This window comes from Pseudomonas sp. 203-8, from assembly GCF_020708595.1.
GTDB classification, from domain to species: Bacteria; Pseudomonadota; Gammaproteobacteria; order Pseudomonadales; family Pseudomonadaceae; genus Pseudomonas; species Pseudomonas aeruginosa.
Genome location: NZ_JAJFDF010000003.1, coordinates 621,360 through 637,093, shown reverse-complemented (window position 1 = coordinate 637,093; position 15,734 = coordinate 621,360). Strand labels below are relative to the sequence as shown.

Here is a 15,734-nt window from a genome sequence, read left to right as displayed (position 1 = left end):
CCCGGTAATGGCTTTATACTTTTTCAAACCGCGTTTTTAACTCTATTTCCTGCTTCCTTGCCGGCGGCTTGAACACCTTCGGTCCCTCTGCTCAATCCGTTCAGTACAGACCCTGCTTGAATTCCGGACCAGCCGATCGCTGTCATCCACAGCAGAGGTAAAACAATGAACATAGAACCCATCACGAAGTTCAAGATTGCATCTTGAGTCGCCGTATTGAGCCCCATGACTGGGTCGAACGAAAGATGCGGTGACCCCGAACCATAGAAGGCATCAAGTATCGTGCTGTCGATATATCTGGCTAACTGAAACCAGAAGTCGACGAACATCATCGCAAAGAAGACGACCGTCATCGTCATGGCAACTTTCAGTTGATAGGTGCCAATGACCAGGACCATCGGAATGCAGATGATCATGGCCATCTTCAGGAACGACATCACCATCGGCAGCGCCTGGCGGACCATATCCATCGCTGGGAAGTAGGCCAGGCTGCCCATTGCCACTCCGAGGGTGCCTCCGGCACGAGCCAGTCCATTCCAGACGGTTCCGCCTACCTGCCCGCCGTAATCGGTGTAGACGTTGCCCTTGACCTGGCTGGAGGGTGAGATCACCTGGCGAATGACAGCCTCGGTCACCTCGTCCTGGTTCAACCATTTCGCCCACTTGAGGAAGCTGGTCATCAGGTCCGGATCCACCTGGCCCTTGATCCGATCACGCAAGCCGATCCCTGAGTCAGCCCACCACTGCTTGCAGGTTGGGTAGCCGCCACCACCGCCCACCTGAGGCAGGCCGGCATCGCGGGTGGCGTTGTAGGGCCACGACTGACGGGGACTCTTCGAGTAGTCGGTGTCGTAGTACCCCGGGGTGTTCAACAGGAATCGGGAGCCGATCCAGTTCAGGTCTTGCAACGCCTTGTTGTCCTCGGCGACGGAGCCCAGGTCGGGTTGCCGCATGAACAGCCGCGCACGGGAAGGCCCGTAGCAGTCCCTGGAAAAATCAGCGATTTCTTGTGCCAGCAGCGGATTGTTCACGCGCGTGTTGTCCACTTCCATTCGCATCTGCCGCAGATCCGTGCCGCACGGAATGGCCGCGATGGCGCCGCTGGTGAAGCCCTTGGACAGGGCGTGCATCATCGCCCACCAGAGCGGCATCTGCGCACTCTTGCCGGCCAGGCTGCTGAAGGAGCTCGACCAGCCGGTGTCCGCCGGTGCCGGCAGATTGTATTGGCACTGCTGGGCGCGAGTCTGGTCGAACTCGATGGTGTCGAAGCTCACGTTGACGACCGGGATCCCCGCCAGGGCGACCACGATGTAGCCGACGTAGATGTGCGTCTCGATGCGGGCCAGAGACAGCACGCCCTTGTTGCCCTCGTCGGCGCCTTCCCCGCGAACTTTCAGCCATTCGCGCATTACGATGGCCGCGAACGGCACCGCAAACAGGCCCGTGTCCGAGATCATGTTCCAGATCCCGTTGTTGATGATCCAGCCGAGGAGGGTGAGGTAATACTCCAGGTAGTCATTGGTCATGAAGGTCATGCTGCGCCTCCCGTGCGGAAGTAGGCTTTGCTGAATTCGATGAGCAGGACCAGCAACAGCACCAGGATCTCGATCCGCCGAATGCGCTGCTTGAGCCGGAACCAGGCGATGGCCAGGGCGCAGTACAGCAGCGCCCGCCAGGCGAACAAGCTCCAGTAGTTGCTTTGCCGCCAGGCCTCCAGGCCCTGGATGCCACCGAAGTGGTTGAGGGCGAAGAGGCTGAGCAGCGTACCGACCACTGCCAGTCCGATGACGATCAGCACTCCGACCAGTAGCTGGCCGATAAGCTTTCGGGTGGTGAGCGTATCTGCCATCACGGTCTCCCTCCCGACTTGCCGCCGGCGGCAGAGGGGGCCTGCAGGCGATCGAGGCGATCAGCATCGGGCGCCGACTCGAACACACCACTGGACCCTGCGGCGCGCTGTTGCCCGCGCTCGATGACCCGCATGGGCGAATTGCTGGCCAGCTCGCGACGGAGCTCCAGTTCGGTCTTGAGATTGGAGATCTCCTGCTGCAGGAGGCTGGTCTGCTGATCGACGGCTTGGGTGGCCAGGCCGTTGGCGGCGACGTTGGGCTCCTTGGCGCCGGCGAACATCAGGCGCTGCAACAACAGGGCCTTGCCGAGCACGTCCATCAGGGAGACATCGGACGCCAGGCGGCGCGCCAGGACGTCCTGGTCACGCTCGTCGCGCAGCGCCTCGATGACGCCGCGGGTGATTGGCAGAGCATCGGTGCCGGCCGCAGCCAGGTTCTCGGCGGTCAGTGGCTTACTTTTCGACAGCAACTCCTGCAGCGACTGGAGCTTCTTGTCGTAGGTCTCCTGGATCAGCGGGGTCAGGCCGACGCCTGCAGCCGTCACCGTCTTCTGGCAGCCTTCGCAGGTCTGTTGCTGTTGTTCGCCCAGTACCCGGGTGGCGAACGCGGCGGCTTCCTGGGGGGAGGACCAGGTGTTGCAGACCAGGCCGTTGTTGCATGTGGCGGAAGGCACGCTCGACGAGTCATTCACTGAGCGGCTGGTCAACAGGTTGTAGCCCGCCCGGGTCACGTCGTTGACGATGCGAATGGGCTTCTGGCCGGAGCCGCCGGCCTTGTCTCCACCGACCCAGGTTACGCCATCGTTGCCGCCCTTCTTCTCCACCGCTTCGAGGGCGGATACGGCGTCTTTCCCGCCAGAGGCCAGCGTGGCGCCCAGGGCCTGGCCTTCGGCGATTTTCCCCCAGCCGGTCTGCTCGCCAGCGATGTCAGCCATCTTCTCGGCGATCGCTCTGCAAGTCCCTTTCGAGCGGTCGTAGTCGATCCGCGCCTGCAGGATGCCATTGGTGATCAGGTTGTAGAGCTGAGGGTTCGCGCGCTGGATGATCAACGCCGGCAGCGACATGACCGCGCCGGTCGCGTTCTGGATGACTGAGCCCATGATGTTCTGGAAACCCTGTGTGGCACCGTTGAGCTGGTTCTCCAGGGTGGTGCTCAGGTTCATGTTTCCGCACATCATGTCGTTGTTCCAGCCGAAGCCGACGCCGATCGAGTCCATCTGGCCGGCGCTGCCCATGCTCACCGCACTGCCGCCGCCAATGCTGTAGAGGACCTCGTCGCTGAGCACCGTGCCGGTCTTGGACACGTTGATCGGGTCGTCGGCCTGGGCAAGTTGCGCTGCGAGCAGCCACGTCAGTGTGACCGAGGTGATGTTCATTCGCATGATTCGTCTCCGTGTCCTTATTGGAAGTCGGTACTGCCGAGGAAGATCTGCCCCTTGCGCTGGCAGCAGGAGTAGGGTCGCCAGAGCGCCCAGGCGTAATCGCCGTCGACGGCTTGCGTCTTCGGCCCTGAGTTGGGAAACACCGCGCAGTTGAGGCTCAGGGATGGGGTCAGCTCCTGCCATTTCCCGGTCGAGGCATCGCCCTCTTTCAGCTCGCCCGCCGGCCAGTAGCCGTCCTTGGGGGCTGCGCGCATGGGAAGGTAGACGTGGAGTTGGCCGACTCGTGTGGTGATGTCGCCGGCGCGCTGGGCGATGACGGCTGCCGTCTTGTAGTCGTCGGTCTGGTGCAGGAAACCGCTGCGCGGATAGAGGTTCCCCCACATATCGCCGGAGAAGATTCCACCCACCTCGCGCAGCCCTGGGACCAACGCTTCGGGGTACACCTGCTCGGGAATTCCATGCCGCCAGCCAATGGCGTCCAGTGTGCTGAGGAAGTACGGCACCAGCGGGAAGGTGGCGCCAGGGCAAACGTACCCAGAGGCGCTGGCGAACCGGCTGAAGGTGGCCCCGCCAGGATGGCCGATCACATCCGCTTCCTTGAAGCGGCCGATGCTGTTCTCGGCCTTGTAGTTGGTGGTCGCGTCATTGCCGGCCCGAGCGAGTGGACTCGGTGTGCCTAGCGCCGACACCTCGGTCCAGGGGTTGCTCCCGGTATTCGCGTAGCTGGAGACGACTGCGTCAGGCACGTAGTGGCGGACCTTGACCGACGTCTTCACCTTGCAGCCATGTGGGCCGCAGAGCAGCCAGTAGCAGATCCCGACGACCTTGTATTCGAGGCACTGAGGGGAAAGGGTGGAGGAGACGATGGCGGCGCTGTTGATCGCGGCCGAGGCCGTGAACGAGAGGCTGAAGGTGGCGGCCGCCGCTGCCAGGCGGCGGAGGTTGAGGCTGGTCATCAGCGCGACCTCCTGGCCTTGGCGATCAGCTCAAGAGCGCGCGAAACATCCGGTTCGCCGTAGACCACGTACTGCCTGTCGACTACTACGGCAGGGATCTTCTCGACACCGAGACTCCACGCATCGGCGACGTCTTGTTGTGCCTTAACCAGCTCTGCCTGCAGGCGGCGCCCATCGGGGCTTTGTAGCAATCGCTTAAACGCCGCTTGAGCATGCTGTGGATCCTGGGGCAAGGCGGCAGTCAGTTGCTCCTCGAGGTGTTGCTGGGCATCCAGGAGCAGGACTCGCGATGATCCGGTGGCGGTGACCGGATGAGCCTTGTCGGTGATGACCCAGGTTTCGGCCTGGCTCGCGCCGCTCAGCAGTACCAGTAGTAAGCCAACGACCAGCGTTTGTGGCCGCCAGCCAGGGGGAGAGTGATGAAGAGGCATGGGTCTGTACCGGTTCGAGGAAGGTACAGACAGGAGACAGGATCGCTTCCGATGGGGCAGCAGGAAATCATCAGTGCGACGACGGAGTATTTTTCTAGCGGATTTTCGGTTGTTTGCTTAGTTCTGTACGCCAGGGGTTAAGCTTCATCCTTAGGGCGGAAGTTTGCCCGAGTCTTCAGTGGCGCAAGGCTGGCGACGATGAACACGCGACGAAACGGGAACAGCGTTCGTCCATCTAGCTCCCGTGGGTAGTAACGGTGCAGCAGTTCCAGGTAACGGTCGAGGAAACGCCGCCGGGCCTCCTCCTCCAACTCGCCGAGCACCGGACGCAGGGCTGACACCTTCACCCAGTCGAAGATCGGGTCGTTGCCATCCACCACCTGCAGGTGCTCGGTCTCCCAGATATCTACCTCTGCGCAGAGCGGTGCCAGCAGGCGGTAGTAGTTGTCTAAGGACAGCACATTGCGCTGTTGCATCAGGTAGCGCAGCGCTGGGCTGCCGAGTGGAGAGCCAGCGGGACCGGCGCTGTCCAGCGCGTCGAGCATCAGGCGATACCAGGATGCATCGCGCCAGTTCGGCATGTGCGCCGCCAGGCAGCCGCTGGGGCTCAACTGCCCGAGCAGGCGCGGAAGCAGGCTTCCGTGGCGCTCGATGAAATGTAGCACCGCCGCTGCGAATATCAGGCTGCCCGGACGCTCGGCACACCAGTGCTGCAGGTTGGCACGTTCCCAGGATGCCTTGATCGGCAAGCGCGCCGCCTCTGCGAGCATCTCCGCGGAACTGTCCACGCCGTGCAACTCGGCATCCGGCCAGCGGCGGGCGAGCAATTCGGTGGCAATGCCGGTGCCGCAGCCGAGGTCATAAATCCGCTGGGGGGCGTGCATCTCGATATGATCGAGCAGCTCGACCACCGGCCGCTGGCGTAGCCGGGCAAACTGCATGTAGGCGGAAGGATCCCAGTGTGTCTCGGTGTTCGCACGGCTGAGCTGGTCGTCACGCACCATGGGTGATCTCCTGCTCGGCGGCAATCTGGCGCCCCAGGGTGCGCAAGGTCCCCAGGGCTAGCGCCAGGCCGCGTCGGGTATCGGCATCGCGCAACGGCCGCAATAGGTCTTTAAGGTTCGGCGCTTGCTCACGCAGCACCTCGGCCTTGGCCACGCGCACTGCGTTGCCGACGGACCAGCCGACATTGGTGGCCTGCTCGAAGAGCGATGCCAGCCTGTCCACCATGGCCGGGTCGAGCAGGTCGATGAGATCCGAAAGTAGCGAGAGCAGGTCGACCAGGTTGTCCAGGCGGTGGCCCTCGATCAGTGGCTGCAGCTTGTCGAGCAGGGCCTGCAGGCCCTCCCGGGTCTGCTGGGGGAACAGGGGAATATCGGCCTGCGCCGCGGCGCGAGGCTGCTGATGGCTATCCATGTCGGCTCCTCCCCGTGTGGGGTCAAAGCATTCCGCGAGCGACCGCCCAGTACAGCCCGCGATTGAAACCCTGGCGCAACAGACCGCCAAGCTTGGTTGGCGGGGTCGGCTGGACATCGTGCCTGTAGTCGTACCATAGCGGCATGCCGGTGTTCAGGCCCATCTGTGCGACGGCCTGAACCCGTCCGTCGTAGGTTGCGCAAGGGCTGCCGAGGCGGATCTCAGCGGCGATGTTGCTGGCGATCACCGGCGCCTGGTTGTGGCAGGCGCCTCCGGCCTTGCTCACCGGTAGATCGACGGTATCGCCCAGGGTATACACCCGCTCGGTGCCATACACCTGCAAGGTTTCATGGTTCGTCGGCAACCAGCCTTCGTCGGCGGCGGATTGCGACAGGCCACACTCCCTGACGACATCCACTGCGCGAATCGGCGGCGTCGCCATGAGCAGGTCGAAGGGCTGCTCATCGCCCTCTTCGGAATAGGCGATGCGCCGCTCGGGGTCGACCCTGGCCAAGGTGAAACCACGCTGGAAACGAATGCCACGCTGCTCGAATAGACTCGGCAGGATCTCGCAGGTTGGCCGTTGCAGGAACAGGCAGTTGCGTAGCAGCTGGGCAGTGGTGGGATAGGTGTAGACGATCTCCACACGTTCGCGGACGCCCCGACGGCGCAGATAGTCATCGAGCATCAGGGTGGTCTCCACAGGCGCGATCCCGCATTGGTGGGGCACGTTCGGTGTTTTCGGGAAACTCACCGTGATGAAAATCCGGCCCGACTCCAGGTTGGCAAGGCGCTCCGCCAGCCGGCGCGCCGGCTGGTACTGGTAGAAGTGCTCGCCGGCTTCCTTCAGGCCTTCAATCCGCTCGGGAGCCGGCACGCAGCCAGTGGCAATGACCAGATAGTCGTAGCCGTGCCGCTTGCCACTGCGGGTATGCAGTTCTTGGCGAGCGAAATCGAAGCGGACCACCTGGTCGACTCGGAACTCCACTTCTGGGCGCAACAGCGAACGTTCCGGTCGCTTCAGATCTTCCAGGAAGAACTGCTGAAAGGCGACGTACATGAACGCCGGCTTGTAGTAGTGATCGGGCGAATCCGATAGCAGCATCACCTGCACTCTGCCGCTGAGGACCTCAGCGTAGAGCCTGGCCACGAGAAGGTTGGCGAGCATGGTGCCACCTACTCCGCCGCCGACGATGATAACTCGGTCCATGATCCCCTGCTCTTGTGTGATTACTGCAAATACCTATAGCCCAGAGCCAGGAGTTGATGAGGAGGATTTACTGTGAAACTTAGTAGGTATGGCGGAAAAATCTGCGCTGTGTTGGAAGGTTACCGCTGAAATGCCGGGGATCCTGGGACAAGGCCGCAGTCAGTTGTTTCTCGAGGTGTTCCAGGGGCGTCCCGAAGCGGAACGCGCGACGATCCGGTGGCAGAGACCGGATGAGCCCTGTCGGTGATGACCCAGGTTTCGGCCTGGCTCGCGCCGCTCAGCAGTAACAGTAGTACGCCAACGGCCAGCGTTTGTGGCCGCCGGCCAGGGGGGGAGTGATGAAGAGGCATGGGTCTGTAGCGATTCGAGGAAGGTCCAGACAGGAGACAGGATCGCTTCCGATGGAGCTGCAGGAAATCATCAGCTCGTAGGTGGTGTATTTTTTCGAGCCGTGATCGAGCGCTGCTGCGTACATAAGTAGGGGTGACGCCTTCATGTCCTGGGTAGCATAATTCCTGTATGTAGCTGGCTAATTGATGTTAAGGAGTGGTCGAAGTCATGGAGCGCTTGCTCGAGAGCATTTACATCAATGCCCGGCCGGCGATGGAGTTGAGGCTTAGCCTCACCAGCTCCGGCCGCAAGAGAATGGTAAAGATTGTGGATGGGGAGGAGGTCGAGGTTCTGCCAGGTGAAGTGCAGGGAATCCTGGAGGCCCAAAAGAGGGATGTTGGAATCCTCGCCGATTTCTTAGCCAAGAGTCTCTTGGCGCGACGCTAGAGATCCTTGGCTAGCCAGTCGATCGCCGACAGCAACGTGGTTTCGTCGGCCATTCCCTCCAGCTTCACGCTTCGTCCCGTCTGGTTGTCCCGTATGACCAGGGTCGGGGTCGCTGTAATGCCGTTCGACCGTGCAGTGTCGATGTCCGTCTTAATCAACTGGCCCACCAGGTCCATGTCTTTCGCACATTTCTCCAGTCGAGACTGGTCCAGTTCAGGAAAGTCCAATGTGCCGCCAGCCAGCCCGCCCCCGTTGCCGGCCGACTGAGCGAAGATCGCATCGATAGCGCTCCAGAAGGCTTTGGCGCCGCCTTGGATCCCCGCGCACTCCACAAGGCGAGCCTGGTGGCGGGCCGCCTCGCCATGCATCTGCAGGGGAAGATGCCGCCAAACCAGGTTCACGTCCGGATGGCTGTCTACCCAGCGCTTAAGCCGCGGGGTGTAGACCTTGCAGAAGGGGCACTCCAGGTCGGCGTATTCATTGATCGTCCAGCGTGCTTTCGCATCGCCGTAGAGGCTGTGGTTGGCTGGCAGCCCCTTCACCAGAAGCTCTACCCCAACGGCGGATGCAGCCAGCAAGACCAGCAGCAGCCCCGCCCAGGGCAGGGCGGGACCTTGAAATCGTCTCGCTGCCCAGCCGCCCTTCAACACTCTCACGCTTGCCTCCGCTGTAGGATTTCCGCGCGGTCCACGGCCTCGATGAGCGCCTGTTGGGCCGTATCAGGCTGTGGATGCTGTTGCAGCCATTCATCCAGGAGCTGCTTTATCTGCGGGGCGATATCCCGGCGATCGACCGCCCTCAGTTGAATCTGCTGCAGCTCCTCGATCAATACAGGAGCGCATATCCTGAGCGTCTGCAGGGCATCTTCTTCGGGGTTCTGCAGGATCTGGGTCAGGTTGTCGATCAGGTTCTGGGTTAGCGAATTCAGAGCTCTCATTCGTCCAGGCACTCCACTGCCGGTTGGTCTGGGAAAATAATGGGGAAGGGCGGCAGGCCGCGCGCCTGGTCGAGATCCGCTGCGACCTGCAAGGCCGCCTCGAGCTCGTCGCAGCCGGTGGCTTGCATGATGTTGTAGCGCTGGTTCTTTTCTTCGTTTTCGGTCATGGCCAGAGCCAGGTAGAGACTCGGGGGAACCACGCGGAAGAGGTACTCCTTGCCCTTGGCCAGGAGCACGCCCTCGGTGAACTTGCCGCTTTCCTTGCGGGCCGAGAGCATCATCGACTTCTGCGCCGGCGACAGCTCGCGGAACCTGGAGATCTTCTCTACCTCGTCGGGGGGCATGTTCAGGCACAACCACCACTCGATCATGTTCAGCATCGGAGCCCCGGAGGCTGGGATGTCGTCGATGTTCTGGGTGGCGAGCCAGAACCAGGCGCCCAGTTTCCGCCACATCTTGGTGATCTTCATGGCGTAGGGCAGCAGCAGCGGGTGCTTGGTGATGATGTGCCCCTCATCGGTGATCTTGACGATTGGCCGGCCCTTGAATTGGTCGCGTTCGGCGATGTTGTTCACGGTGTTCAGCAGCGAGATGTAGGCGATCCCGAGCTGGGCGGCGTAGCCTTCGCGCGCGTACGTTGCGAAATCCACCACGGTAAGGTCGGCCTCAGGCCAGGGCGTGCCTTCGCGATTGAACATCTCGCCGTCGGCGCCCATGCAAAACATCTGCATGGCTTCCGCCATTTCGGCGATCCGCGCGCGGCGTTCTGGCGCGTTGCCATCGCTCCTGGAGGCCTCGTAGAGCGCATCGCGCACGTCCTGGGTCAGTACCGTGCGGTTCGCGGCGGCGCAGGTCCTGGCCGCCGCCAGGATCGCCTGGCGGATGGCGCTGCGATCGGCACGGGTCAGACGCGCGTCTTCCTTCTCTTCGCCGCCGGTGATCATCAGGCGCGCGACGATCTCCATCTCGCCGAGGATGTCTCGTTGATCGTCCTCGAGGTCGACCTTGTTACCCTGGACGGCGTCCGAGGCCTCGATGTCTTCGGCATCCAGGACCTTCACCAGGTCGGGACTCTCGACCAGCTTGATGGCGTCCGCGAACGGCGCCAGGCTGACCCCGGAGCCCGGGGCGAGGCGGACCCGGTGGACCGAGAGGCCAAACCGCTTGGCGAAGTCAGCCAGCAGGCCGAAGCTGTTGCCCGCTTCCGCGACGAACATCCGAGGCAGGTACATGGCGAGCATCTGGCTGATGAGGTTGGTCAGGGACGCCGACTTGCCGGACCCGGTTGGCCCGAAGATGAAGCCGTGGGCATTCATCTGCCGGTCCAGCTTGTTGAACGGGTCGAAGGTCAATGGCGCGCCGCCACGGTTGAACAGCGTGAAGCCAGGGTGTCCTGTACCGGTGGTACGCCCCCAGATGGGTGATAGGTTGGCGATGTGCTGCGCGAACATCATCTGGGTGTACCACTCCAGGGCCCGCTTTTCGTTCGGATCGAAGTTCGAGGGCAACCAGCGCAGGTAGCTGTTCAGCGGTCCGACTTCGTTCTGCGGTTCGACCGGCACCAGGCCGGCGCCGAGCAGTACGTTGCTCAGGGTGATGCAGCGTTCCTCCAACTGGGTGAGGTCGCGGCCGCGCACGAACAGAGCGATCGCTCCGCGATAGAGCTTGTGCTCCCGGCCGATCAGGCGTCGAACGGTGGCCACGTCCTCGCGGGTGTGGATCGAGGCCTGGGTGTCACCAACGGCCTTTTTCGAGAGCTGCTGCAGATGCCCTTCCAGCATGTCCTGCGGCGTCACGACCATGGTGATGCACAGCAGCGTGTCCTCGGGCATTCGATCGAACAGGGCGTTGAGGCCATCGCCTTTGAGCGTCTCGCCGGTGACGTGGCCTGTCAGCGGCGCTTTGTTCAACTGGTCGACCACAATCACTCGGTGCGGCATGCCATCGAAGAGCCACACGCCCTGGGTGGCATCGGAAACAGGCTGCCGATAGAACAGGTTCTGGGAGAAGTCGGTGCCGTCGGCCAGTGGCAATTCATCCTGCAGGATCGGTTCGTCCGGCCGGCATACCAGTTCGTAGAAGCGACGTAAATCCGCCTCGGCCTGGCCGAGGTGATCCGGGTGCGGGTTGAACCAGCGGATCAACCAGTTCCTGATCTCCTGTCCGCCCATGCGCGAAGCGACGATGCCGGCGTTCGCCAGGCCGCCTTGGATACGCTCGCAGATGGATTTCAGGTACGCCGCCGGGTCCTGTCCGCGAATCTGCGCATCCGCCTTGCGGATCCGGCGGTACACGACCATCCGCACGCGCCGCTGTTGTCCTCGCCAGGGCAGCTTGCTGACGGCGGTGTCGACGAACAGTCCGCCCGGCTTCGAAATGCCGTCTAGGTGATGCTTCATGAGCGCCAGGTACATCTCGCTGAAGGCCGATCCTCGCGCTCGAGGATGGACGTACTGCCTCAACTGCTCCTGGAAATTGTCCCAGCTGATCTCGTCCTGGGCGTAGAACTGGACGATCCAGGGCGAGGTTTCGTGCTCGTCGAAGGAGTTCTGCAGGGCATCTTTCAATGCGTCCCGGGCGTTCTGCATCCAATTGGGATCGCGGCCCTCGGTGCCCAAAGGCACCAGCTCGAAGAAGACGGCACGCGAACGCCCATCTTCCAGGAGCATCACCTGTTCGTCGGGCAGGTACTCGGCCCAGGGCAGCAGGTCGACGAACGATGGGGCGTGATCGTAGAGGCGTGACGCTTCAGCCTGCGTGGCGCCATTCTTGCTCCCGGTGTTGGGTAAAGGGATACCCATGGCGGCCAGTCGCGCCAGATAGCGCTCAGTCGCTTCTTCCACGGCCGCTACGTCCAGCGCTCCTGAATCTTCGGGAGCGTCTGTCGGTACCGACTGAGGCTGTGTGCGACCGCGCAGAAGGGTTTGAAAAAGGCCCATCAGTAGTCCTCCGTGCGCTCGCCCGGCATGGCGTACTGGACTCGCTGGTAGAAGGGGAACACGGTGGTATAGCCCGGTACCGGGGCGGGATCGCTGCCGGCTAGGTGCGGGAACACATACATGACCAGGTCGGGATTGGGCAGTCGTTTGAACTGGCTGTGGATCTCGTTGCTGGCCGAGCGGGTGTAGTCGGCCTGGTCGTTCGCGGAGGCAACCTGCTGCGGATCGATCGGGCGCCGCAGCGTTTGCCTGGCATCGAGGAGTAGCCGGCCACGGCTGTTGCCTATCGAGCTGGTTGCACCTTGTTCCCAGACGTCGAGCATGTTGGCCTCGCCGTGGGGCAGCATCTCCTCCTTGCTGGTGGAGCACGCTGCCAGGGTTAGCGCGCAGGCCAGGCCGGCGCAGAGACGAAGAAGGGGGTTAGTCCAGGTCTGCTGTTGCATGAGCGGCTCCAGAGCTGTAGTCGACCTTGCGGCCCTTGAGTTCGTAGTCGATCGCCAGTTGCTGATCGAGATGCACGGCGACCCGTGCGCCAGGTTGCACGTAGACGGCGGCGAAGGCCTCGCCGTACAGCTTGTTCATCCACTGCCGGATGTCGCTGACGCCGCCGGAGAGGATGCTGTTGAGGGCCGAGTTGCTGTTGGTTCCGGTCGTCCCGAAGCTGGTGCCGTTGCCGCTGAAGACGGTACTGGTGTTGTTCTCGTCGGCGTCCAGGAGCTTGGCGATGCCGGCCCCGGCAGCCGTGAGTAGGCTCTGATTGCCCAGGTACTCCTTGGCATTGGATCGGCGATCACCGGCGATGCATGGGATGCCGTAGGGGTCGCTGATCCAGCCGAGGCCGCCCTGGATGGTTTTCTGGTCGGCGCTGGCGGTCTGGTTGTTGTTGCTCTGGTTGTCATTCACCTCCTCGGCCGGCGCCGGGAAGGTGCGCACGGTCCCGTCGTTGAACACGAACGTGAGGCTGCGGATCTGCCCACGCACGCAGGAGAGTGTCCAGTCGCCCGAGGCGGTCCCGCTGGCTACCGCGCCGGCGACGTCCGGCAGCTCTATGCCGTTAGCGGTGAGGTTGTCCGGGCCGATGAGGATTTTGAACGGGTAAGGATCATTGACCGTCCCGTCGACCGGCACACGACCGATCAGGGCGGACATGGCCACCGAGCCCATGAGCGTCGAGTTCTGCGGCAGCGTGTAGGTCTTGCGGACGAGCTTGCGGTTTTCCAGGTCGGATCGCTGTTGGCCAACGGGGTGCAGCCCGTCATCGATCCGCTCCAGCGCGTTCTGTCCGCGATCGACCGCGTTGCCGAAGGAGGTCGGGAAGCTGAATCCGCTCGGTTGGGTGGTGGAGCCGGCGGCCAGCGGCTGGCCATTGGCATCGACCGCGCGGGCGTCCTGGGGCTCGATCCAGACGATGTCCGATGACGACGAGCCCGCTCCCTGAAAGTGCTGGCCATCCTCTGGTCGCACGCCGAATCCTACGGGCAGGTCGGTGTCGCCGGCCTCGGGAATGTGGGTTAGGTTCTCGAGCCGTTTCTGTACCTGGTCCAGGATCGTCTGGCTACGGTTCTCCTGCTGTTGCTGCAGCTCCTGGGCGGTGTTGTTGAGCTTCTGCTCTATGTTCTGATCGATGTTGCGCAGGCGGCCCTGCAGGTTCTCATTGGCGGCTTTGAGCGAGTCATTCTCCTGGATCACCTTGCTGATCTGGTCCTTGAGCTGCCGGCTTTCCGCCACGATGGTGCGTAGTGTGTCGGCGGGCGTGTCGCCGTCGATGCCCAGGGTTGCCGCTTCTTCCGACGTTACCGTCGGGGTTGCGGCGCCTTGTGATTGCGCGCTTTCCTTCTTGCCCATCATGCTCACGCCGATCAGGATGGCGCCGATGACGACGGGGATGACCAGCAATTTCAGGAGGGGATTACCGGTCAGCGCCACGACGGCCTCCTTTGGGATCGATCTGGCTGATGGAGGAGGGCAGGAGCGCGTCGGCAAGGCCGCGGCCGCGCGTCACCAGATACACGGTGGTGGTGTCGGAAGCGTCACCTCGGGCCCCCAAGTACGGGTGCTGGAAGGTCGCGGCGACGAAATTGCCCATCAGGTCCCTGGGATCCAGGGCCAGGTGCTGGGCGCTGGCGTTCTGCAGCTTCACCGCCGTGACGTAGTAGTCGTCCAGCCGCCAGGCGCCCAAGGCGGTAGCCGTGATGGGCAGGCTGGGGAGCAGGGTGGTCAGGTCGAGCTGTCGCTTGACGCGCACCTGACCGACACCATCCACCGGTTCCACCGTGCGAAGCGGGGCATAGAGCATCTGCGCCGCATAGCGCGTCAGAACCACGGGGACGGGCGTTTCGCGCGGCACGGCCTTCGGTGCTTCTGCCTGCTCGATCTGTTTCGCTGCTGCCGATGGCTGGGCTTCCCGGGACTGGCCATAGTGCGGAGCCACGGGCTCGCCGGCGACGATCCTGACCGGCTCGCGCGGCTGTTGGTCGGCCGCTGCCTCGGTGGCGGCGATATCGATGAGCATCTGCTCGCCATTGGTCGCGTCCTGCAGGCGCAGGCGCGCCGGAGGAATCGGCTCGTTGGCGAGCAGGTAGAGTGCACCGCCGGTACTCTGGACGCGCAGCTTGCCCTGCAGATCCCGAGGAACGCCAACTCGCACGTTTCTGTCGACAAAGACAATGCGTTCCTGGCCGACCGTCAATGGAATGGCCAACGGAATGCGCTCCCAGCGCAGAATCTCCACCGCGTGGGCCAGTGTGGGTAGGGCAAGCATTAGCAAGAGCGAGCCTGTCGACTTCCGGATCATAGACCTCCCTCCCGCTTGGTGGGGGCGGCCGGCTCTTCAAGCTCGATACGTTGAGGCGTGTCGGAGTAGCAGTCCCACTGCAGGCCGAAGGGATTAGTCTCCGGGTCGACGTCGGCGCGGATGACGTGCAACGGGTAGCGGGCCAGCGCCCGCTTGATCTTCTCGCCGGCGTAATACTCCGTGCTGTCCATGTCCAGGTTGACGGTCCAGTCATTGATCGAGTGCTGGATCACGCGGCCATTGCTCTCGCCAATGCCTCGACCGGGGATTTCCGAGGTGGTGCGCTCGCGTCCCCTGAGCTCGCCGGCGTTACGACGAAACTCGAAGTCTTTCTCCAGGAAGACTTTGCAGGAGGGAGTGAGGTAGGCGGCGTAGCGGAACAGGTTTCCCTTGTAGTCCACCTCGCCGTCCTTGGGCCAACGCTGCACCTGCTGGAAGATGTAGAGGCCGAACGCATAGACGCTCTCTGGCGGAATGTCCCACCACAACCGGGTGCTTCCTGAGCGCAAGTCGGGCGGAATGTGGATCCAGAGGTCCTTGCGGGCTTCCCAGACGCAGTAGGCCAGCACAACGATGACCATGCACAGGAAGCCGGTGATGAACCGGAACGTGTTGATGTGAGCCTGCTGTTGCGCGGTGTGTTTTCTGAAACTCATGGGGACTCCGTGCGTCGACTGGTCCATGCGCCGGAGCGCGTCACCAGGCGACGGTTGCCGAAGACGGGAAAGCGCAGCGAGAGGGCCAGCTCCACCTGGCGGTAGAACCAGGTATCGGGCCGCCCCCGCTTCATCCGCCGCAGGACGCGGCTGCCGATACCCAGGCCGAGGGCGCCGACCAGCAGCGCGCCCAGTGGAATGCAGGCAGCGTTACCTGCGACCAAGGCAGCCGGGATGCCAAGAACGAACCCGGCTGCTCCGCTGGTGAAGACCATGATCCACATTTCGTCTGCGGTCAGGCCGCCGATGACCACCGGTTGCCGGTTCAAACGGGTCGGCAGGAAGCTGAGGGTCCCATCCTGAAACAGATGTTCTTCGGGCATGGGA

17 protein-coding genes are annotated in these 15,734 nt (G+C 62.9%); 1 reads left to right on the top strand and 16 read right to left on the bottom strand.

The genetic code is table 11. The features are described from left to right. Positions 1-23: 23 nt before the first annotated feature. The 8 genes from LJF27_RS09815 to LJF27_RS09780 all read right to left on the bottom strand — a co-directional run bounded on the left by LJF27_RS09815 (position 24) and on the right by LJF27_RS09780 (position 7,244). Positions 24-1,535, bottom strand: coding sequence for a conjugal transfer protein TraG N-terminal domain-containing protein (locus tag LJF27_RS09815; protein WP_042931133.1), 1,512 nt, complete (start codon positions 1,533-1,535; stop codon positions 24-26). After that, positions 1,532-1,849 (bottom strand): hypothetical protein, encoded by a 318-nt coding sequence (locus LJF27_RS09810; protein ID WP_042157310.1) that lies wholly within the window; start codon positions 1,847-1,849, stop codon positions 1,532-1,534. The genes LJF27_RS09815 and LJF27_RS09810 overlap by 4 nt, the downstream gene beginning before the upstream one ends. After that, the gene (locus tag LJF27_RS09805; protein ID WP_058167785.1) at positions 1,849-3,231 is read right to left on the bottom strand and encodes an integrating conjugative element protein; all 1,383 of its coding nucleotides are present in this window, start codon (positions 3,229-3,231) and stop codon (positions 1,849-1,851) included. The genes LJF27_RS09810 and LJF27_RS09805 overlap by 1 nt, the downstream gene beginning before the upstream one ends. A gap of 17 nt (positions 3,232-3,248) precedes the next feature. Next, positions 3,249-4,187: a TIGR03756 family integrating conjugative element protein gene (locus LJF27_RS09800; RefSeq protein ID WP_058167786.1), complete on the bottom strand. Its 939-nt coding sequence runs from the start codon at positions 4,185-4,187 to the stop codon at positions 3,249-3,251. Next, entirely contained in the window at positions 4,187-4,618 is a 432-nt protein-coding gene (locus LJF27_RS09795; RefSeq protein WP_079976612.1) for a TIGR03757 family integrating conjugative element protein, read from the bottom strand. Before LJF27_RS09795 ends, LJF27_RS09800 begins: the two co-directional genes overlap by 1 nt. A 137-nt stretch (positions 4,619-4,755) precedes the next feature. After that, positions 4,756-5,622: a methyltransferase domain-containing protein gene (locus LJF27_RS09790; protein ID WP_003123368.1), complete on the bottom strand. Its 867-nt coding sequence runs from the start codon at positions 5,620-5,622 to the stop codon at positions 4,756-4,758. Further along, entirely contained in the window at positions 5,612-6,034 is a 423-nt protein-coding gene (locus LJF27_RS09785; protein ID WP_058167787.1) for a DUF1641 domain-containing protein, read from the bottom strand. Before LJF27_RS09785 ends, LJF27_RS09790 begins: the two co-directional genes overlap by 11 nt. A gap of 22 nt (positions 6,035-6,056) precedes the next feature. Then, positions 6,057-7,244, bottom strand: coding sequence for an NAD(P)/FAD-dependent oxidoreductase (locus LJF27_RS09780; protein ID WP_023104921.1), 1,188 nt, complete (start codon positions 7,242-7,244; stop codon positions 6,057-6,059). A gap of 558 nt (positions 7,245-7,802) precedes the next feature. Between LJF27_RS09780 and LJF27_RS09775 the strand changes: the two genes are divergently transcribed. Next, the gene (locus tag LJF27_RS09775; protein WP_003108468.1) at positions 7,803-8,021 is read left to right on the top strand and encodes a hypothetical protein; all 219 of its coding nucleotides are present in this window, start codon (positions 7,803-7,805) and stop codon (positions 8,019-8,021) included. Here LJF27_RS09775 and LJF27_RS09770 read toward each other — a convergent pair. Genes LJF27_RS09770 through LJF27_RS09735 form a run of 8 tightly spaced genes read right to left on the bottom strand, consistent with a single transcriptional unit; the run spans position 8,018 to position 15,730 of the window. After that, on the bottom strand, positions 8,018-8,677 hold the full coding sequence (locus tag LJF27_RS09770) for a DsbA family protein (RefSeq protein WP_198339560.1): 660 nt from the start codon (positions 8,675-8,677) through the stop codon (positions 8,018-8,020). The two genes, LJF27_RS09775 and LJF27_RS09770, sit on opposite strands and share 4 nt — an antisense overlap. Next, complete coding sequence (locus LJF27_RS09765) at positions 8,674-8,958, bottom strand: hypothetical protein (RefSeq protein WP_017001416.1); 285 nt, start codon at positions 8,956-8,958, stop codon at positions 8,674-8,676. Before LJF27_RS09765 ends, LJF27_RS09770 begins: the two co-directional genes overlap by 4 nt. Continuing rightward, positions 8,955-11,897: a conjugative transfer ATPase gene (locus LJF27_RS09760; protein ID WP_058167789.1), complete on the bottom strand. Its 2,943-nt coding sequence runs from the start codon at positions 11,895-11,897 to the stop codon at positions 8,955-8,957. The genes LJF27_RS09765 and LJF27_RS09760 overlap by 4 nt, the downstream gene beginning before the upstream one ends. Next, on the bottom strand, positions 11,897-12,340 hold the full coding sequence (locus LJF27_RS09755) for a TIGR03751 family conjugal transfer lipoprotein (RefSeq protein ID WP_058167790.1): 444 nt from the start codon (positions 12,338-12,340) through the stop codon (positions 11,897-11,899). The genes LJF27_RS09760 and LJF27_RS09755 overlap by 1 nt, the downstream gene beginning before the upstream one ends. Continuing rightward, positions 12,318-13,823 (bottom strand): TIGR03752 family integrating conjugative element protein, encoded by a 1,506-nt coding sequence (locus LJF27_RS09750; protein ID WP_003086162.1) that lies wholly within the window; start codon positions 13,821-13,823, stop codon positions 12,318-12,320. The genes LJF27_RS09755 and LJF27_RS09750 overlap by 23 nt, the downstream gene beginning before the upstream one ends. After that, positions 13,807-14,691: a TIGR03749 family integrating conjugative element protein gene (locus LJF27_RS09745; RefSeq protein WP_198339559.1), complete on the bottom strand. Its 885-nt coding sequence runs from the start codon at positions 14,689-14,691 to the stop codon at positions 13,807-13,809. Before LJF27_RS09745 ends, LJF27_RS09750 begins: the two co-directional genes overlap by 17 nt. Next, the gene (locus LJF27_RS09740) at positions 14,688-15,347 is read right to left on the bottom strand and encodes a PFL_4703 family integrating conjugative element protein (RefSeq protein ID WP_003086164.1); all 660 of its coding nucleotides are present in this window, start codon (positions 15,345-15,347) and stop codon (positions 14,688-14,690) included. The genes LJF27_RS09745 and LJF27_RS09740 overlap by 4 nt, the downstream gene beginning before the upstream one ends. After that, on the bottom strand, positions 15,344-15,730 hold the full coding sequence (locus LJF27_RS09735; protein WP_058167792.1) for a TIGR03750 family conjugal transfer protein: 387 nt from the start codon (positions 15,728-15,730) through the stop codon (positions 15,344-15,346). Before LJF27_RS09735 ends, LJF27_RS09740 begins: the two co-directional genes overlap by 4 nt. Positions 15,731-15,734 lie beyond the last annotated feature (4 nt).

What these genes read in the sequence shown, in the direction of transcription:
- LJF27_RS09815 (WP_042931133.1), bottom strand. Translation starts at nt 1,535, where the DNA reads ATGACCTTCATGACCAATGACTACCTGGAGTATTACCTCACCCTCCTC.
- LJF27_RS09810 (WP_042157310.1), bottom strand. Translation starts at nt 1,849, where the DNA reads ATGGCAGATACGCTCACCACCCGAAAGCTTATCGGCCAGCTACTGGTC.
- LJF27_RS09805 (WP_058167785.1), bottom strand. Translation starts at nt 3,231, where the DNA reads ATGCGAATGAACATCACCTCGGTCACACTGACGTGGCTGCTCGCAGCG.
- LJF27_RS09800 (WP_058167786.1), bottom strand. Translation starts at nt 4,187, where the DNA reads ATGACCAGCCTCAACCTCCGCCGCCTGGCAGCGGCGGCCGCCACCTTC.
- LJF27_RS09795 (WP_079976612.1), bottom strand. Translation starts at nt 4,618, where the DNA reads ATGCCTCTTCATCACTCTCCCCCTGGCTGGCGGCCACAAACGCTGGTC.
- LJF27_RS09790 (WP_003123368.1), bottom strand. Translation starts at nt 5,622, where the DNA reads ATGGTGCGTGACGACCAGCTCAGCCGTGCGAACACCGAGACACACTGG.
- LJF27_RS09785 (WP_058167787.1), bottom strand. Translation starts at nt 6,034, where the DNA reads ATGGATAGCCATCAGCAGCCTCGCGCCGCGGCGCAGGCCGATATTCCC.
- LJF27_RS09780 (WP_023104921.1), bottom strand. Translation starts at nt 7,244, where the DNA reads ATGGACCGAGTTATCATCGTCGGCGGCGGAGTAGGTGGCACCATGCTC.
- LJF27_RS09775 (WP_003108468.1), top strand. Translation starts at nt 7,803, where the DNA reads ATGGAGCGCTTGCTCGAGAGCATTTACATCAATGCCCGGCCGGCGATG.
- LJF27_RS09765 (WP_017001416.1), bottom strand. Translation starts at nt 8,958, where the DNA reads ATGAGAGCTCTGAATTCGCTAACCCAGAACCTGATCGACAACCTGACC.
- LJF27_RS09760 (WP_058167789.1), bottom strand. Translation starts at nt 11,897, where the DNA reads ATGGGCCTTTTTCAAACCCTTCTGCGCGGTCGCACACAGCCTCAGTCG.
- LJF27_RS09755 (WP_058167790.1), bottom strand. Translation starts at nt 12,340, where the DNA reads ATGCAACAGCAGACCTGGACTAACCCCCTTCTTCGTCTCTGCGCCGGC.
- LJF27_RS09745 (WP_198339559.1), bottom strand. Translation starts at nt 14,691, where the DNA reads ATGATCCGGAAGTCGACAGGCTCGCTCTTGCTAATGCTTGCCCTACCC.
- LJF27_RS09740 (WP_003086164.1), bottom strand. Translation starts at nt 15,347, where the DNA reads ATGAGTTTCAGAAAACACACCGCGCAACAGCAGGCTCACATCAACACG.
- LJF27_RS09735 (WP_058167792.1), bottom strand. Translation starts at nt 15,730, where the DNA reads ATGCCCGAAGAACATCTGTTTCAGGATGGGACCCTCAGCTTCCTGCCG.